The organism is Allobosea sp. GW822-FHT03F07 (assembly GCF_058801345.1).
The window spans coordinates 413,429-429,368 of record NZ_JBXAND010000004.1 but is presented as its reverse complement, the minus strand read 5'-3'; the positions used below and the strand labels follow the sequence as shown (position 1 = coordinate 429,368).

Genomic DNA, 15,940 nt, shown 5'->3' with positions numbered 1-15,940 from the left:
CGGTACAACCCCTCCTTGTCGCCGAAATAGTAGTAGATCATCCGCTTGCTGGTGGAGGTCTTGGCCGCGATCTCGTCAACGCGCGCGCCGCTCAACCCGTTCTCGACGAACTCGGCGCGCGCCACCGCCAGGATCTCGCGCCTGACGCCCTCGGGATCCTGCCTCCAGCTCGCCGATTTGCCGCTCCGCGCCGCGCGCTTCGCGGTTGGGGCCAGTTCACTCATCTCGCGCCTTTCGAAGCACGCTCGCCGCGGCCATCAAGAAGCCCATCCGCCGCCTTTGGACAACCGGTTTCAGCTCTTGCCCGCTCCGGTCTCACAGCGCGGGCGCATGCGCAAATGAACCGTGCAGTTAATTGCCTTGACCAATTGAACCATCTCGTACAATTAACCTGTGCGGGCGGTTGCGCAAGCAACTTCGCCGGCCGCATTCAAGGCGCTCGATGAGAGGCGCCGTTGCGATCGACACGATACGGATCGACCCATCGAGAAGGTCGGCCGTTCAGGGAGCGCCATGACCTACAAGCTCGATTTCACGCCTGTACTGGAAGGGCTGCCGGGTCTGCTGGCGGCCTGCCTGGGCACGTTCTGGCTGGCACTGGGCGGAATGATCCTCGCCACCATCATCGGCATCGGCGGTGTGATCCTGCGCGACTCGCGCATCAAGCCCGTGCGCTGGCTGGTCAAGGCCTTCGTCGAGATCATCCGCAACACGCCATTCCTGGTGCAGATCTATTTCATCTATTTCGCCCTGCCGCTGGCCGGCTTGCGGCTCGACCCGACCCCGACGGCGATCATCGCGCTCGGCATCAATGGCGGCGCCTACGCCATCGAGATCATCCGCGGCGGCGTCCAGTCCATCAGCAAGGGGCAGATCGAGGCTGGGCTCGCGCTCGGGCTGCACAAGGCGCAGGTCTTCCGCCTGATCGTGCTCAAGCCAGCCCTGCGCGCGATCTTCCCTTCGCTGACGAGCCAGTTCGTGCTGCTGACGCTGACCACGAGCGTCGCCTCGGCGATCTCCGCCTATGAACTGACCTCCGTCGCACAGCGCATCGAGTCCGACAGCTTCAGGAGCTTCGAGGTCTACGGCACGGTGACGGTCTTCTACCTGATGATGTCCTGGCTGCTGATGCGCATCTTCGGGGCCATCTCCACCCGCTATTTCAGCTACCCGATCAAGTGAGGAGGGTGGCATGGGCGTGAACGAATTCATCTTCCTCCTGGTCGGCCTGAAATGGACCGTGGCGCTCTCCGCCATCGGCTTCCTGGGCGGTGGCGTCGCGGGGCTCGGCGTCGCGCTAGCGCGCACCTCCGGCATTCCGCTGCTGGAGCGCGTCACGGCCGGCTACATCGCAATCTTCCAGGGCACGCCGCTGCTGATGCAGCTTTTCGTCGTCTATTACGGCCTCGCTTTGATCGGCCTGAAGCTGGATGCCTGGGTTGCGGTTTCGATCGGCTTCACGCTGCACGCCAGCGCCTATCTCGGCGAGATCTGGCGCGGCTCGATCGAGGCCGTGCCCAAGGGGCAGACCGAAGCCGCCAAGGCGCTGAGCCTCAAATACGTCTCGCGGATGAAGGACGTGATCCTGCCGCAAGCGATCCGCATCTCACTGCCGGCAACGATCGGCTTCCTCGTGCAGCTCATCAAGGGCACGTCGCTGGCGGCCATCGTCGGGTTCACCGAACTCGCGCGCGCCGGGAACATCGTCTCCAACCAGATCTTCCAGCCGCTCCTCGTCTTCGGGATCGTCGGCGTCCTCTACTTCATCATGTGCTGGCCGCTCTCGCTCTATGGAGCCCGGCTCGAACGCCAGTTCGCGGCGAGCACGCGATAAGGAAACGACCAAGCCTGCCACCAAGGCCAAAAGGCCATGTTCAACCAAGGGAGAGATGCCATGACCATCAAGAAGGCCGGCCTGCCGAGCCGCCGCCATGTCCTGCTCGGCGGCACCGTCGTACTCGCAGCGCCTGCGCTGATCCTGAAGCCTGCGCTCGCGGTCACGCCGGCGGAAATCAAGTCGAAGGGCAAGATCGTCGTCGGTATCCAGGGCGACAATCCACCCTGGGGCTTCGTCACCAGCGCCGGCAAGCAGGACGGGCTCGACGCCGACATCGCCACCCTCTTCGCGAAGGAACTCGGCGTCGCCGTCGAGTTCGTCCCGCTGGAGGTCAACAACCGCATTCCGGCGCTGACCACGGGACGCGTCGACGTCCTCTTTGCCACGATGGCGATGCTGCCCGAGCGCGCCAAGGTGGTGCAGTTCTCGAAGCCCTATGTCGCCAACACGATCGTGCTGATCGGCAAGAAGAGCGACACGATCAAGACCAACGAGGACATGGGGAAATTCACCATCGGCGTCGCCAAGGGCGCGGCGCAGGACACGCAGGTGACCAAGAACGCGCCGGCCTCGACCACGATCCGGCGCTATGACGGCGACGCCCCGTCGATCCAGGCACTGGTCTCGGGCCAGGTCCAGGCGCTCGGCGGCAACATCTTCTACATCCAGCGCATCGAGCAGGCCCGCCCCGGCGAGTTCGAGAACAAGCTCGAATTCCAGAACCTCTACAACGGCGCCTGCACCCGCCAGGGCGAGAAGGAAATCAACGCCGCGATCAACGCCTTCATCGACAAGATCAAGGGCAACGGCGAACTCCAGAAGATCTACGACAAGTGGATGAAGGTGCCAGTGCATAAATTCCCGGACAGCCTCGAAGGCATCACCTTTGCGGTGAGCTGACACCTCGGGACGGATCGGAGCCTTGACCATGACCAGCCAGCCAGCCCGCCCTGCAACGGCAGCGAACGACGCCATGATCACCCTGGCGGCGGTCGAGAAATGGTATGGCGAGTTCAAGGCTCTGACCGACATCAACCTGTCGGTCCGCGCAGGCGAGAAGATCGTCCTGTGCGGACCTTCGGGCTCCGGCAAGTCCACACTGATCCGCTGCATCAACCATCTCGAAGCCTATCAGAAGGGCGAGATCCGCGTCGGCGGCACGGTTCTCAGCGATTCCGCGAAGACCATCGACGCCGTCCGCCGCGAGGTCGGCATGGTCTTCCAGCACTTCAACCTGTTCCCGCATCTGACCGTGCTGCAGAACTGCATGCTGGCGCCGATGCGTTCGCTCGGAGCCAGCAGGACGGAGGCGGAGGCCACGGCCCGCCGGCTGCTCGCCCGCGTCAAGATCCTCGAACAGGCGGAGAAGTACCCGGCCCAGCTTTCCGGCGGGCAGCAGCAGCGTGTCGCCATCGCGCGGGCGCTCTGCATGCAGCCCAAGGTCATGCTGTTCGACGAACCGACCTCGGCGCTCGACCCCGAGATGGTCAAGGAGGTGCTCGACACCATGGTCGCGCTGGCCTTGGAGGGCATGACCATGATCTGCGTCACCCATGAGATGGGCTTCGCGCGACAGGTCGCCGACCGGGTGATCTTCATGGCGTCGGGCGAGATCGTCGAGGAGGCCCCGCCTGCGATCTTCTTCAGCAATCCGGCGCATGAGCGGACGAAGAAGTTTCTGGGCGAAATCCTGCCGAAGCATTGAAGAGCACCCCTACCGGCCTATCGCCCATCCGGAACCAACACGCCAAGGCCCTATCCAATGATCCGCGGCACCACCAAGCTCATCGCCCATCTCGGCTATCCCACCGAGACCTTCAAGGCGCCGATGATCTACAACCCCTATTTCGAGAACCGCGGCATCGACGCCGTCGTGGTGCCGATGGGCTGCAAGGCAGAGGACTATGCGGCGTTCCTCAAGCTGGTCTTCAGACTGTCGAACGTCCACGGCGCCCTCGTCACCATGCCGCACAAGGTCTCGACGGTCTCCCTGCTCGACGAGGTCCTGACGACGGCGAAGGTGGCCGGTTCCTGCAACGCCGTGCGCCTTGGCCCGGACGGCCGGCTCGTCGGGGACATGTTCGACGGCGAGGGCTTCGTGCGCGGCGTTCTGCGCAAGGGCCGTGTGCTGACCGGCGTGCGCGCGCTCCTCGTCGGCTGCGGCGGCGTCGGCTCGGCCATCGCCGCCTCGCTGGCGAAGGCGGGCGTGGGTGAACTCGTGCTGTTCGATGCCCATGATCCAATGATGCAGAGTCTCGCCGAACGCCTGCGCGCACATTATCCGCAACTCGGTCTCGTCGTCGGCTCAGCCGACCCTGCCGGCTGCGACGTCGTCGTCAACGCGACCCCGCTCGGCATGAGGGCGGGCGATCCACTGCCGGTCGACGTCGATTGCATCGCGCCGAGCGCCTTTGTCGGCGAGGTCGTGATGAAGCAGGAGATCACGCCGTTTCTCGCGGCTGCTCGAGCCCGTGGCTGCGCCTACCAGATCGGGACGGACATGCTGTTCGAGCAGATCCCGGCCTATCTCGAATTCTTCGGCTTCCCGACCACCACGGCCGACGAGTTGCGCACCGTCGCGCGGCTCAGCTACTAGGAGGATGGCCATGATCCCGTCGATCGCCACGGTCTGCGTCTCCGGCACGCTTCAGGAAAAGCTGGAGGCGATCGCGGCGGCAGGCTTCCGCGCCGTCGAGATATTCGAAAACGACCTGATTGCTTTTCCCGGCTCGCCAACCGAGGTGAAACGCATCTGCGCCGATCTCGGGCTTTCGATCGTCACCTGCCAGCCTTTCCGCGATTTCGAGGGCATGCCGGACGCCCGCCGCGTCCGCACATTCGACCGGGCCGAACGCAAATTCGATCTCTTGCAGGAACTCGGCACCGATCTGCTTTTCGTCTGCTCCAGCACGTCGCCCGAAGCGCTGAGCGGGATCGACCGGCTCGCCGGCGATTTCGCCGAACTCGGCGAGCGCGCGGCCAGGCGCGGCCTGCGCGTCGGCTACGAGGCCCTGGCCTGGGGCCGCCACGTCCACGACTACCGCGATTCCTGGGAGATCGTGCGCCGTGCTGCCTGCGACAATGTCGGCATCATCCTCGACAGCTTCCACATTCTCTCGCGCGGTCTGGACACCTCCAGCATCGGCACGATCCCGCGCGACCGCATCTTCATGGTGCAGATGGCGGACGCCCCGAAGCTGCAGATGGACCATCTCTCCTGGAGTCGCCACTGGCGCTGCCTGCCCGGCCAGGGCGATCTCGACCTTGCCTCCTTCATGCGCGACCTGGTGGCGACCGGCTATGATGGCGTGCTCTCGCTGGAGATCTTCAACGACCGTTTCCGTGCCGGCTCCGCACGTTCCGTCGCGCTCGACGGCCACCGCTCGCTGATCTGGCTGCTCGACGAGACCGCCCGGACGCTCGGTCGATCGGTGCCGGGCGTCGTCGCGATGCCGCCGCCGGCGCCCGTCGAAGCCGTCGAATTCATCGAATTCGCGGTCGCGGAAACGGAACGACCGGGCTTCGAGACACTCCTGGCAGCGCTCGGTTTCGCCCGCACGGGAACCCATCGGTCCAAGGAGGTCGATCTCTGGAGCCAGGGCGACATCCGCATCGTGCTGAACAGCGACGATGAAGGCTTCGCGCACAGCTACCAGATCACCCATGGCACCTCGGTCTGCGCCATCGCGCTGCGGGTGCCCGATGCCGGAGCGGCAACCAGGCGCGCCAAGGCCTTGCTCGACGTCCCGCATGCAGGCGCGGCCGGACCGGGCGAGCTCGATTTGCCGGCCGTGCGCGGCGTCGGCGGCAGCCTCGTCTACTTCATCGACAGGGCCTCGGCGCTGGGCGGCTGGTCCCAGGTCGATTTCGAGCCCACCGGATCGAGCGGCGCGGGAACCGGACTGATCGCGGTCGACCATATCTCGCAGAGCATGCAGTATGAGGAGATGCTCACCTGGCTCCTGTTCTATTCGTCGCTGTTTGCGATGACGAAGACGCCGAGCCAGGCGGTGATCGATCCCGGTGGCGTGGTCCAGAGCCAGGTGGTCGAGAGCGGCCTCGACGGCACGATCGGCCATGGCCTGCGGCTGATCCTCAACGGATCGCAGAGCCATCGCACCATGTCGGCACGCTTCATCACGGATTTCTTCGGCTCGGGCGTCCAGCATATCGCCTTTGCCACCACCGACATCGTCGCGAGCGTCTCGCGGCTGGTGGCGAACGGCGTCGCCATGCTGCCGATCCCGGAGAACTACTACGACGACCTCGAGGCGCGCTCCGATCTATCGAGCGGGGAGATCGACGCCCTGCAGGCGTTGAACATCCTCTACGACCGCGATGCGGCCGGGCCCTTCTGGCAGGCCTACACCGCGACGCTCGACGGCGGCCTGTTCTTCGAGATCGTCCAGCGCGACGGCTATGCCGGTTACGGCGCCGCCAATGCCGGCATCCGCCTGACCGCCCAGTCCCGCCTCGCCCGCCCGGTCACCGTCCCGGCTGGCCTCCCTCACGGACAAGGCGCAACGACATGACGACCCCCTGCATCATCACCGTTGCGATCACCGGCTCGCTGCCGACCAAGCGCGACAATCCGGCGGTTCCGATCTCGATCGCCGAACAGGTCGAGTCGACGCAAGCCGCATTCGAGGCCGGCGCGGCACTGGCGCATTGCCATGTCCGTAGCGACGAAGGCACGCCGACCTCGGACCCGGAGCGCTTCGGCCGGCTACTGGAAGGGCTTCGTCGGCATTGCCCGGGGATGATCGTGCAATTTTCCACCGGAGGGCGCTCCGGGGCCGGGCGCGAGCGCGGCGGGATGATTCCGCTCAGACCCGATATGTGCTCGCTTTCGACGGGCTCCTGCAATTTTCCGACGCGCGTCTATGAGAACAGCCCCGATCTCGTCGACTGGCTGGCGAGCGAGATGCTCGCGCATGGCGTCAAGCCGGAGATCGAGGCCTTCGATTTGTCGATGATCTTCAAGGCGGTCGAGATGGAAAGGGCCGGCCAGATCCAGGGGCCGCTGCATGTCCAGTTCGTCATGGGCGTGAAGAACGCCATGCCGGTCGACCGTGCAGCATTCGAGTTCTACGTCGCGACGCTAAAAAGGCTTGCGCTGGACGCGACTTGGACCGGTGCCGGCATCGGGCGCGACCAGGCCACCCTGAACCGCTGGTCGCTCGAACTGGGCGGCCATTGCCGCACGGGACTGGAGGACAACGTCCGGCTCGACCGCCACACGCTCGCCCCGTCCAATGCCGCGCTGGTCACACGCCTCGTCGCGCTGTGCCCCGAATATCGCCGCCGGCCGGCAACCGTCGCGGAAGCCCGCAGCCTGCTACGTTTAGCAGAGATTTGATCGGGCGGCCGGGCACGCCATTTGTCGAGCCGGTTCGTCCGGCGCGGGTTGGTGTTTGTCCGGACTGATCGTATTGCGAGGGGCGGACAGAAGCTGCGCAGCGCAATGCGAGGGTCGGACGAATGGGCGGGCGCGACATCAGATTGCCGCCGCTGAACGCCTTGCGCGTTTTTCACGCGGTGATCCGCCATGGCAGCTTCCGCGGCGCTGCCGACGAGCTGTTCGTCACCCCGCAGGCCGTGAGCCAACAGATCAAGCTGCTCGAGGACACGCTGTCGATCGTGCTCTTCGATCGAAAGAATCGCATTGTCGAACCGACCGAGCAGGCGATCGTGCTGGCGCACTACGTCCAGGCGGGTTTCGAAGAATTCTCCGAGGGCGTCAGGCGCGTGACGAAGGGGAGCTACCGAAATCGCATCAACCTGAACGCCAGCCCCTATTTCGCCACGCGCTACCTGATGGACCGCATCGAACGCTTCCGGGATCGCCTGCCGGGTGCCGATCTTCGTTTGACGACGATGATCGAATTGCCCGATTTCGCCCGAGACGATGTCGATGTCGCGATCCAGTGGGGGTTCGGCAACTGGAAGGATTTCGAGCAGACGCTGCTGGTTCGCGATCCCAAGGTTCCCTGCTGCGCTCCGGCGCTGGCGGACAGGATCAAGACGCCTGAAGACCTGTTGACCCAGCCCCTGCTCCATCCGGTTCTATCGCACACGCTCTGGCAGCGCGTGCTGCGGCATCTGGGCGTCGAGGCCGCCGAGCCTGCCCATGCCATCCAGTTCCAGGATGCCGCCACCATGCGACGCGCGACCATGTCCGGCCTCGGCGTCGGCCTGCTTTCCATCCTGGATGCGGCGGAAGACATTCAGGCTGGCCGACTCGTCGCGCCGTTTGGGCTTCGCGCCCTCGAAGACATGCCGGCTTCCGAAGTGCCGGGCTTCTACATGATCATCCCGCGCGCGCATCGACGGGTGAAGAGCGTCTCGGTGTTCTGCGAATGGGCTGTCTCGGAGGACTGGTCCGAGACACTGCGCGCCGCCGCCGACATGTGAAGGCCAGCCCCGGCTCCAAGCAAAACTTGTCCTTCGGTGGATTTTCTTGGTTTGGGAGGCTGCGTCCTTCCTGCATGCTCCTTTCAAGGACGAGGAAGCACGATGTCGACAGCTTTGGTGACGGGAGCGACCAGCGGGGTCGGCCATGCGATAGCGCGGGGGTTGGCCCGCGCCGGGCACAAGGTTCTGGCCGTCGGCCGCAACGCCGCCCGGTTGCAGGAACTGGAGCAGGTCGCCAACATCGTCCCGGTCGCGCTCGACATCCGCGACAGCGCCGCGCTCGCCCGGCGGCTCGAGGGCGAGGCGATCGACATCCTGGTCAACAATGCCGGCGTGATGCCGCCGCTCGTCCCCTTCGACGAGATGAGCGCAGAAGCGATCGATGCCGCGATCTCCATCAATCTGAGCGCATCGATCAACCTGACCAGCCTCGTGATCCGCGGCATGTGCGAGCGCGGCAAGGGCCATGTCTTCTTCACCGGCTCGACGGCCGGCCACGCGGCATTCCCGAAGCTGGCTGTCTATGGCGCGACCAAGGCCGCGATTTCCGCGTTCGCCGACGGCCTGCGGCTGGACGTCTCCCCCCATGGCGTCAAGGTCACGGAGATCGTGGCCGGCCGCACCCAGACCAATCTCTATTCGACGCTGCTCAGCGAGGAGATGCGCGCCGCGATGTATGCGGGCGGCGCCGCGGTCCAGCCACACGACATCGCCGACATGGTGCTGGCCGTTCTCGCTCTGCCCGCGGCTGCAAACGTGTCCCGGTTCGACATCGTGCCGACCAGGCAGGCGACAGCGACCGGCGCGACCAGGAAGGACGACTGACATGAAGGATCTCAATCTCGTTGTCGTCGGCGGCGGCGCCGGCCTCGGCGCGCTGCTGGCCGAGATGGCCGTCGAGTTGGGCGCGTCCGGCGTCGGAATCATCGACATTGCCGCCGATGCAGGCGAGGCGGCGCTCGCGCCGGCCCGGGCGGCGGGTCTGAAGTTCGCGTCGGCGGCGGCCGATATCTCGAACGGGCCGGCCGCTCACGCCGCCTTCGAGAGCGTCGCGGCCGTGCTCGGCCGGGTGGATACGCTGATCAATTCGGCAGCGATCTATCCGCGCAAGCCGCTGCTCGAGATTTCCGACGCCGACTGGGACGCCTCGAACGGCGTCAACATCAAGGGCACCTACCATATGATGGTCGCCGCATCCCGCTGGATGCAATCGCAGCAGCCGATCGGGCCGGTTCGTGGCAGGATCGTCAACATCACCTCGGTCGACGCCTTCAAGGCGCATCCGCAGAACGCGCACTATGCCGCGACCAAGGCGGCGGTGGTCAGCCTGACCCGCAGCTTCGCGCATGCTCTCGCGCCGGACGGCATTCTCGTGAATTCGGTCGCGCCCGCCGGCATGGCGACGCAGAAGGCGCGGGAGCTCGGTTTCCTCGACGAACTCGCCAAGGCGAGCCCGCTCGGCCGCGGCGGCGAGCCACGCGAGATGGCGGAGTGGGTGATGATGGCTGCAGGCCCGAAGAACACCTACATGACCGGCGAAAACATCATCGTATCCGGCGGCTATATCTACGCATGACCGGCCTCGCCATGGGCGCCGACCGCGCCATCCTGCTCGAGGTCGCCGGCGCGGCCGACCCGCTCGCCTTCGCCGAGTACCGGAAGGACCTTAGCCAGCGCATGGCGGCGCGCGCCAGACAGGCGCAGAAGGAAACCGCATGAGCCTTTCACCCCAGATCCGGCTCGGCGCCGACATCGGCGGGACCTTCACGGACATCGTGCTCGACATCCGCGGCACGATCCACTCGACGAAGGTGCTGACGAATTACGCGAAGCCCGAGCAGGCCATTCTCGACGGCATCGCGATCGTCGCCGCCCAGGCCGGCATCGCCGCGAGGGAACTCGACCTCGTCGTCCATGGCACGACGCTCGCGACCAACGCGCTGATCGAGCGCAGGGGCGCGCGCACCGCCTTCGTGACGACGGAAGGCTTTCGCGACGTCATCGAGATGCGGACCGAGAACCGGTTCGAGCAATACGATCTCGGCATCCGCCTGCCGGCGCCGCTGGTGCCGCGCGAAGATCGCTTCACGGTCAAGGGCCGCATGAACGCCCGGGGCAAGGAGCTGCAACCCCTGGACGAGGCGGCGCTGGAGCGGATCGCGGACCTGATCGCGGAGCAGGGCTTCGGCGCCGTCGCGATCGGCTTCATCCATTCCTACGCCAATGCGCAGCATGAGCGGCGCGCGCGCGAGATCATCGCCCGCAATGTCAGGGCGCCGATCTCGATCTCCTGCGAGGTCTCGCCGCAGATGCGCGAGTTCGAGCGCTTCAACACGGTATGCGCCAACGCCTATGTCCGGCCGCGGATGGCCGATTATCTGGAGCGCCTGCAGATCCGGCTCAAGGAGATGGGGGCCGACTGCCCCGTCTTCATGATCCACTCCGGCGGCGGGCTGGTCTCCGTCGAGACCGCGGCCGAATTCCCGGTGCGGCTCGTGGAGTCGGGGCCGGCAGGCGGCGCAATCTTCGCGGCCGACATCGCTCGCCGCTTCGATCTCGATCACGTCGTTTCCTACGACATGGGCGGAACTACAGCGAAGATCTGCCTGATCGAGGATTTTCAGCCGCGCACGGCCCGTTCCTTCGAGGTCGCCCGCACCTACCGGTTCTGCAAGGGCTCGGGCATGCCGATCTCCATTCCGGTCATCGAGATGATCGAGATCGGCGCGGGCGGTGGCTCGATCGCCTGGGTCGACGCCATGGGCCGCATCCAGACGGGTCCGGAAAGCGCGGGGTCCGAGCCCGGGCCGGCCTGCTATCAGCGCGGCGGCAAGCATCCCGCGATTACGGATGCCGATCTGGTCCTCGCCAAGCTCGACCCCGACAACTTCGCTGGCGGAGCGATCAAGCTCTCCGTCGAGAAGGCCGAAGCCGCGATCGCGGCCGATGTCGGCGAGCGTCTCGGCATGACGCCGCAGTCGGCCGCCTTCGGCATCGGAGAGGTCGTGGACGAGAACATGGCCAACGCGGCGCGCGTCCATGCGGTCGAGAACGGCAAGAACATCTCCGACAACATCATGATCGCCTTCGGGGGCGCGGCCCCGCTGCATGCGGCGCGCCTCTGCGAGAAGCTCGGCGTCGACCTCTGCCTCGTTCCCGAGGGGGCGGGCGTCGGCTCGGCGATCGGCTTTCTCAAGGCGCCGTTCGGCTACGAGGCCGTGGCCTCGCGGCTGGTCCGCCTGTCCGATTTCGATCTCGCCAACGTCAACGGCCTGCTGTCGGGGCTCAAGGCGACGGCCGAGACCTTCGTGCGCAGCGGCACCGCCGGAAAGTTCCTCTGCGAGATCACCGCCTTCATGCGCTATGCCGGGCAGGGCTGGGAGATTCCGGTCGCCTTGCCCGACAGGTCCTTCGACGAGAACGATGCGGCCATGCTCCGGGATGCTTTCCGCGAGAACTATGCCCGCTTCTTCGGCCGCGCAATCGACGGCCTCGAAGGGCTGGAGATCGAGATCGTGACCTGGTCGGTCAAGGTCCAGGACGAGCGGCCCCCGCCGTCTCGCGTCGCGCTCGTCCGGGACGGCGCGGTGTACCAGCCCGCCACGTCGCGCAAGGTCTTCGACCCGGCGCAGGGCGCCTTCCTGCAATCCGGCATCGTCGAGCGCTCCTCGCTCAAGCCGGGCGACAAAGTGAGGGGCCCCGCCATCATCGTCGAGCGCGAGACCTCGACCGTGGTCACCTCGCCGTTCGATGCCGTGCTTCAGCCCGACGGCACCATCCTTCTCGTGCGCAAGCATTCTGCCAATACCGGAGCCTCGGCATGAGCGAGATCAACGACATCCGCATGCAGGTGATGTGGAACCGCCTGATCTCGGTGGTCGAGGAACAGGCGATGACGCTGCTGCGCACCGCCTTCTCGACCTCGGTGCGCGAAGCGGGCGATCTCTCGGCCGGCGTCTTCGACCCTGGCGGCCAGATGCTGGCGCAGGCGGTGACCGGCACGCCCGGGCATGTCAACACCATGGCCGAGGCCGTGCTGCACTTCATCGCGGAGATCCCGCGCGCGGAGATGTATGAGGGCGACACCTACGTCACCAACGATCCCTGGAAGGGGACCGGACACCTCCACGACATCACCATGGTGTCGCCCTCGTTTCTCGACGGCGAGCTCGTCGGCTTCTTCGCCTGCACGGCCCATGTCGTCGATGTCGGCGGACGCGGCTTCGGGGCGGACGGCAAATCCGTCTACGAGGAGGGCATCCAGATCCCGATCATGAAGTTCGCCGAGCGCGGGCAGGTGAACAAAGATCTCGTCCGGATGCTGCGCGTGAACGTGCGCGAACCGAACCAGGTCGTGGGCGACTTCTACTCGCTCGCGGCCTGCAACGATGTCGGCCATCGCCGCCTGGTCGCGATGATGCGCGAGATCGGGCTGTCCTCGCTGGCTCCGCTCGGCGACTTCATCTTCTCCCGGACCAGGACGGCGATGCTGGAGCGCTTCGGCTCGCTGCCGAAGGGCAGTTGGTCGAACACCATGGTGACCGACGGCTATGACGATGCGATCCCGCTGGCGGCAAAGGTGACGATCGCCGACGACCATGTTTCGGTGGATTTCGCCGGCAGCGCTCCCGTCAGCCGCTGGGGCATCAATGTCCCGATCATCTACACCAAGGCCTATGCCTCCTATGCGCTGAAATGCGTGGTCGCGCCCGACATTCCCAATAATTCGGCGTCGCTCGCCTTCTTCACCATCTCCTCGCCGGTCAACATCCTGAATGCCGAGCGGCCTGCGCCGGTCAGCCTGCGCCATGTCATCGGGCACATGGTACCCGATCTGGTCCTCGGCGCCATGGCCCAGGCCATGCCCGGGCAGATCCTCTCCGAGGGGGCAGCTGCCCTCTGGAACATCCACATCTCGGTGCGGCCCTCAGCCGGCAATGCCGGGCGCCGCGCCGAGGTGCTGATGTTCAATTCCGGCGGCATGGGAGCCCGGCCGGGGATCGACGGCCTGGCCGCCACGGCCTTCCCTTCCGGCGTGCACACCATGCCGATCGAGGCGACCGAGCAGACGGGGCCGATCGTGATCTGGCGCAAGGAACTGCGGCCGGGATCGGGCGGCGACGGCGAGTTCCGGGGCGGGCTGGGGCAGTCGATCGAGATCGCCGCGGAGGAGGGTCACGAATTCGACTTCTCCGCCATGTTCGACAGGATCAGCAATCCGGCGCGCGGCCGCGACGGAGGGCAGCAGGGCGCCCCGGGCTCGGTCTGCCTGGACGACGGCACACGCATGCGCGCCAAGGGCTGGCAGCACGTGCCGGCCGGACGCAGGCTCAAGCTCGAATTGCCAGGCGGAGGCGGGTACGGCGATCCTGCGCGCCGGAGCGCCGATGCGCGGGCCCAGGACCTGATCAAGGGTTATGTGAAGGAGGACGAGCGTTGAGCATGTCCAAGCTCCCAACCTGTCTGCTCAACGAAGGCGCCGTCGCGAAGCTGAAGCTCCGGGAGTTCGCATGACCCAGACATTCGAGAGAATTCTGATCACCGGCGCGGCCGGCCGCCTGGGCAGCCGGCTTCGCAATGGGCTGGCGCCGCTGGCCCGGAAGATCCGCCTCGCCGACCAGGTCGCCATCGGAGACCTCGGCGAGAACGAGGAAAGCGCGACCTTCGAGCTCGACGACATGAACGCGGCGATCGCGGCGGCGGAGGGCGTGGACGCGATCGTGCATTTCGGCGGCGCGCCGCTCGAGGCGCCTTGGGAGACGATCCTCGCCTCCAATATCCGTGGCAGCTACAACGTCTACGAGGCGGCCCGGAAGCAGGGCGTCAAGCGGGTGGTCTACGCCTCCTCGGTGCATGCGATCGGCTATCACTCGCTCGAATCCAATATCGACGCGGAGGCGCCGCACCGGCCCGACAGCCTCTACGGCGTCTCGAAATGCTTCGTCGAGGATCTCGGGCGGCTGTACTGGGACAAGTTCGGCATCGAGAGCGTGATGCTGCGCATCTTCTCCTCGTTTCCCGAGCCGCCGGACCGGCGCATGCTATGGTCCTGGCTGTCCTTCGACGATTGCGTGCGCCTCGTCGAGGCAAGCCTGACGGCGCCGCGCGTCGGCTTCACGGTCTCGTTCGGCATGTCCGACAACAAGGTGAAGCCGGTCGACAATCGTCTGGCCGGTCACCTCGGCTTCCACCCCAAGGACTCGACCGAACCCTATCGGCAGAAGGTCGAGGCGGCTAAGCCGCCGCTGGACCCGAAGGCTCCGGCGACATCATGCCTCGGCGGGTGGTTCGTCGATCTCGGGCATCCCGACGACGAGGCCAGATGATGAAGGCAAGCTATGACGTCGTCATCGTCGGCGGCGCCGTCATCGGCTCGGCGGTGTCCTATTTCCTGACGTCCAACCCGGACTTCAAGGGCTCGGTCCTCATCATCGAACGGGACCCGAGCTTCGCCACCGCCTCGACCTCGCTGTCATCATCCTCCATCCGCAACCAGTTCTCGAACCCGATCAACGTGAAGATCGGCCAGTTCGGCACTGCGTTCATCCGGGACTTCGCCGAGACGATGCAGGTCGGCGACGACCGGCCCGACCTCGCCTTCCATGAGGGAGGCTATCTGTTTCTCGCAAACACCGAGGAGCAGGTCGCGACGCTGAAAGAAAACCACGAGACGCAGATCGCCTGCGGTGCCGACGTGGTGCTCTGGAACCGCACCGAACTGGCGGAAGCCTTCCCGCATCTCTCCACCGACGACATCCTGCTCGCCTCCTATGGACGTTCGGGCGAGGGCTGGTTCAACAATACCGGGTTGATGAACGGTTTTCGCGCCAAGGCGCGCTCGCTGGGGGCCGACTACCTGATCGACGAGGTCGTCGGCATCGAACGGGACGGCAACCGGGTGACGGCGGTCAGGCTCAGATCCGGCCGGACGATCGCCGCCGGCATCATCGTCAACGCATCGGGCCCGCGTGCGGCGCTGACGGCGCGGATGGCGGGCCTCGACATCCCGGTCGAACCCCGCAAGCGGACGCTGTTCGTGTTCGACTGCGCCGGATCCCCCGAAGGGACGGCCCGCGTCAATCGCGGCAGTCTGCCGTTGATGATCGATCCCTCGGGCGTATTCTGCCGCCCGGAAGGCCGCTTCTTCCTGTCCGGGGCGCCGCCGCTGCAGGACCCCGCCGTCGAATTCGACGACTTCGAGCCGCGCTATGAGGAGTTCGAGGAGATCATCTGGCCGGCGCTCGCCGCGCGCTCCCCCTCATTCGAGGCGATCCGTGTCGTCAACCAGTGGGCGGGTCACTACGACTTCAACGCCCTCGACCATAATCTCGTGGTTGGCCGGCATCCGGAGGTGACGAACTTCGTCTACGCGAACGGCTTCTCCGGCCATGGCCTGCAGCAGGGACCGGCCGCGGGGCGCGGGGTCTCGGAACTGATCATCTATGGCGCCTATCGCACGCTGGACCTCACTGAGGTCGGGTATGAGCGCATCGTGGAAGGACGGCCCTTCCTGGAAAAAGCCGTCATCTAGGGCAGTCTTGCCGCGAGGCAGGCCTCGGGAGATGAGGACCGACGCCCGACACGCGCTTTCACGAGCGATCAAGAAGCCGCTGCCCGCACCCATTGATGGAAGCCCGCCAAAGGTGCATGAGGCGGCGCGCATGTTTCAGCTCCGCCCCGAGGCCGACG

At 66.0% G+C, this 15,940-nt stretch carries 16 protein-coding genes; 15 read left to right on the top strand and 1 reads right to left on the bottom strand.

Annotated features, from left to right (window positions below; genetic code table 11):
- The coding region (locus AC1RMY_RS15705) for a TetR/AcrR family transcriptional regulator (protein WP_492865959.1) at window positions 1-224 on the bottom strand (224 nt) is incomplete at its 3' end.
- 289 nt (window positions 225-513) lie between these two features.
- Between AC1RMY_RS15705 and AC1RMY_RS15700 the strand changes: the two genes are divergently transcribed.
- The 15 genes from AC1RMY_RS15700 (at window position 514) to AC1RMY_RS15630 (ending at window position 15,782) form a co-directional block, all read left to right on the top strand.
- Window positions 514-1,182: an amino acid ABC transporter permease gene (locus tag AC1RMY_RS15700; protein ID WP_492865957.1), complete on the top strand. Its 669-nt coding sequence runs from the start codon at window positions 514-516 to the stop codon at window positions 1,180-1,182.
- Between the two features lie 10 nt (window positions 1,183-1,192).
- Entirely contained in the window at window positions 1,193-1,834 is a 642-nt protein-coding gene (locus tag AC1RMY_RS15695) for an amino acid ABC transporter permease (RefSeq protein WP_492865956.1), read from the top strand.
- Between the two features lie 60 nt (window positions 1,835-1,894).
- Window positions 1,895-2,737 (top strand): transporter substrate-binding domain-containing protein, encoded by an 843-nt coding sequence (locus AC1RMY_RS15690; RefSeq protein ID WP_492865954.1) that lies wholly within the window; start codon window positions 1,895-1,897, stop codon window positions 2,735-2,737.
- A gap of 73 nt (window positions 2,738-2,810) precedes the next feature.
- Window positions 2,811-3,542 (top strand): amino acid ABC transporter ATP-binding protein, encoded by a 732-nt coding sequence (locus AC1RMY_RS15685; RefSeq protein ID WP_492866002.1) that lies wholly within the window; start codon window positions 2,811-2,813, stop codon window positions 3,540-3,542.
- 57 nt (window positions 3,543-3,599) lie between these two features.
- On the top strand, window positions 3,600-4,433 hold the full coding sequence (locus tag AC1RMY_RS15680; protein WP_492865952.1) for a shikimate dehydrogenase family protein: 834 nt from the start codon (window positions 3,600-3,602) through the stop codon (window positions 4,431-4,433).
- A gap of 10 nt (window positions 4,434-4,443) precedes the next feature.
- Window positions 4,444-6,369, top strand: coding sequence for a bifunctional sugar phosphate isomerase/epimerase/4-hydroxyphenylpyruvate dioxygenase family protein (locus AC1RMY_RS15675; RefSeq protein WP_492865950.1), 1,926 nt, complete (start codon window positions 4,444-4,446; stop codon window positions 6,367-6,369).
- Window positions 6,366-7,196, top strand: coding sequence for a 3-oxoadipate:acetyl-CoA acetyltransferase (locus AC1RMY_RS15670; RefSeq protein WP_492865949.1), 831 nt, complete (start codon window positions 6,366-6,368; stop codon window positions 7,194-7,196). Before AC1RMY_RS15675 ends, AC1RMY_RS15670 begins: the two co-directional genes overlap by 4 nt.
- Before the next feature lie 122 nt (window positions 7,197-7,318).
- Entirely contained in the window at window positions 7,319-8,251 is a 933-nt protein-coding gene (locus AC1RMY_RS15665) for a LysR substrate-binding domain-containing protein (protein WP_492865947.1), read from the top strand.
- A 102-nt stretch (window positions 8,252-8,353) separates the two neighbouring features.
- A complete protein-coding gene (locus AC1RMY_RS15660; RefSeq protein WP_492865945.1) occupies window positions 8,354-9,076 on the top strand; it encodes an SDR family oxidoreductase in 723 nt (240 codons plus the stop codon).
- A 1-nt stretch (window position 9,077) separates the two neighbouring features.
- Window positions 9,078-9,827 (top strand): SDR family NAD(P)-dependent oxidoreductase, encoded by a 750-nt coding sequence (locus tag AC1RMY_RS15655; protein WP_492865943.1) that lies wholly within the window; start codon window positions 9,078-9,080, stop codon window positions 9,825-9,827.
- Window positions 9,824-9,970, top strand: coding sequence for a hypothetical protein (locus AC1RMY_RS15650; RefSeq protein ID WP_492865942.1), 147 nt, complete (start codon window positions 9,824-9,826; stop codon window positions 9,968-9,970). The genes AC1RMY_RS15655 and AC1RMY_RS15650 overlap by 4 nt, the downstream gene beginning before the upstream one ends.
- Window positions 9,967-12,075 (top strand): hydantoinase/oxoprolinase family protein, encoded by a 2,109-nt coding sequence (locus tag AC1RMY_RS15645; RefSeq protein WP_492865940.1) that lies wholly within the window; start codon window positions 9,967-9,969, stop codon window positions 12,073-12,075. The genes AC1RMY_RS15650 and AC1RMY_RS15645 overlap by 4 nt, the downstream gene beginning before the upstream one ends.
- A complete protein-coding gene (locus AC1RMY_RS15640) occupies window positions 12,072-13,691 on the top strand; it encodes a hydantoinase B/oxoprolinase family protein (RefSeq protein ID WP_492865938.1) in 1,620 nt (539 codons plus the stop codon). Before AC1RMY_RS15645 ends, AC1RMY_RS15640 begins: the two co-directional genes overlap by 4 nt.
- Window positions 13,692-13,761: 70 nt before the next feature.
- On the top strand, window positions 13,762-14,577 hold the full coding sequence (locus tag AC1RMY_RS15635) for an NAD-dependent epimerase/dehydratase family protein (protein ID WP_492865936.1): 816 nt from the start codon (window positions 13,762-13,764) through the stop codon (window positions 14,575-14,577).
- Window positions 14,577-15,782, top strand: coding sequence for an NAD(P)/FAD-dependent oxidoreductase (locus AC1RMY_RS15630; RefSeq protein WP_492866001.1), 1,206 nt, complete (start codon window positions 14,577-14,579; stop codon window positions 15,780-15,782). Before AC1RMY_RS15635 ends, AC1RMY_RS15630 begins: the two co-directional genes overlap by 1 nt.
- The last annotated feature ends 158 nt before the right edge of the window (window positions 15,783-15,940 follow it).

Coding starts and splice junctions, on each gene's coding strand:
- AC1RMY_RS15700 (WP_492865957.1), top strand. CDS start 514: ATGACCTACAAGCTCGATTTCACGCCTGTACTGGAAGGGCTGCCGGGT.
- AC1RMY_RS15695 (WP_492865956.1), top strand. CDS start 1,193: ATGGGCGTGAACGAATTCATCTTCCTCCTGGTCGGCCTGAAATGGACC.
- AC1RMY_RS15690 (WP_492865954.1), top strand. CDS start 1,895: ATGACCATCAAGAAGGCCGGCCTGCCGAGCCGCCGCCATGTCCTGCTC.
- AC1RMY_RS15685 (WP_492866002.1), top strand. CDS start 2,811: ATGATCACCCTGGCGGCGGTCGAGAAATGGTATGGCGAGTTCAAGGCT.
- AC1RMY_RS15680 (WP_492865952.1), top strand. CDS start 3,600: ATGATCCGCGGCACCACCAAGCTCATCGCCCATCTCGGCTATCCCACC.
- AC1RMY_RS15675 (WP_492865950.1), top strand. CDS start 4,444: ATGATCCCGTCGATCGCCACGGTCTGCGTCTCCGGCACGCTTCAGGAA.
- AC1RMY_RS15670 (WP_492865949.1), top strand. CDS start 6,366: ATGACGACCCCCTGCATCATCACCGTTGCGATCACCGGCTCGCTGCCG.
- AC1RMY_RS15665 (WP_492865947.1), top strand. CDS start 7,319: ATGGGCGGGCGCGACATCAGATTGCCGCCGCTGAACGCCTTGCGCGTT.
- AC1RMY_RS15660 (WP_492865945.1), top strand. CDS start 8,354: ATGTCGACAGCTTTGGTGACGGGAGCGACCAGCGGGGTCGGCCATGCG.
- AC1RMY_RS15655 (WP_492865943.1), top strand. CDS start 9,078: ATGAAGGATCTCAATCTCGTTGTCGTCGGCGGCGGCGCCGGCCTCGGC.
- AC1RMY_RS15650 (WP_492865942.1), top strand. CDS start 9,824: ATGACCGGCCTCGCCATGGGCGCCGACCGCGCCATCCTGCTCGAGGTC.
- AC1RMY_RS15645 (WP_492865940.1), top strand. CDS start 9,967: ATGAGCCTTTCACCCCAGATCCGGCTCGGCGCCGACATCGGCGGGACC.
- AC1RMY_RS15640 (WP_492865938.1), top strand. CDS start 12,072: ATGAGCGAGATCAACGACATCCGCATGCAGGTGATGTGGAACCGCCTG.
- AC1RMY_RS15635 (WP_492865936.1), top strand. CDS start 13,762: ATGACCCAGACATTCGAGAGAATTCTGATCACCGGCGCGGCCGGCCGC.
- AC1RMY_RS15630 (WP_492866001.1), top strand. CDS start 14,577: ATGAAGGCAAGCTATGACGTCGTCATCGTCGGCGGCGCCGTCATCGGC.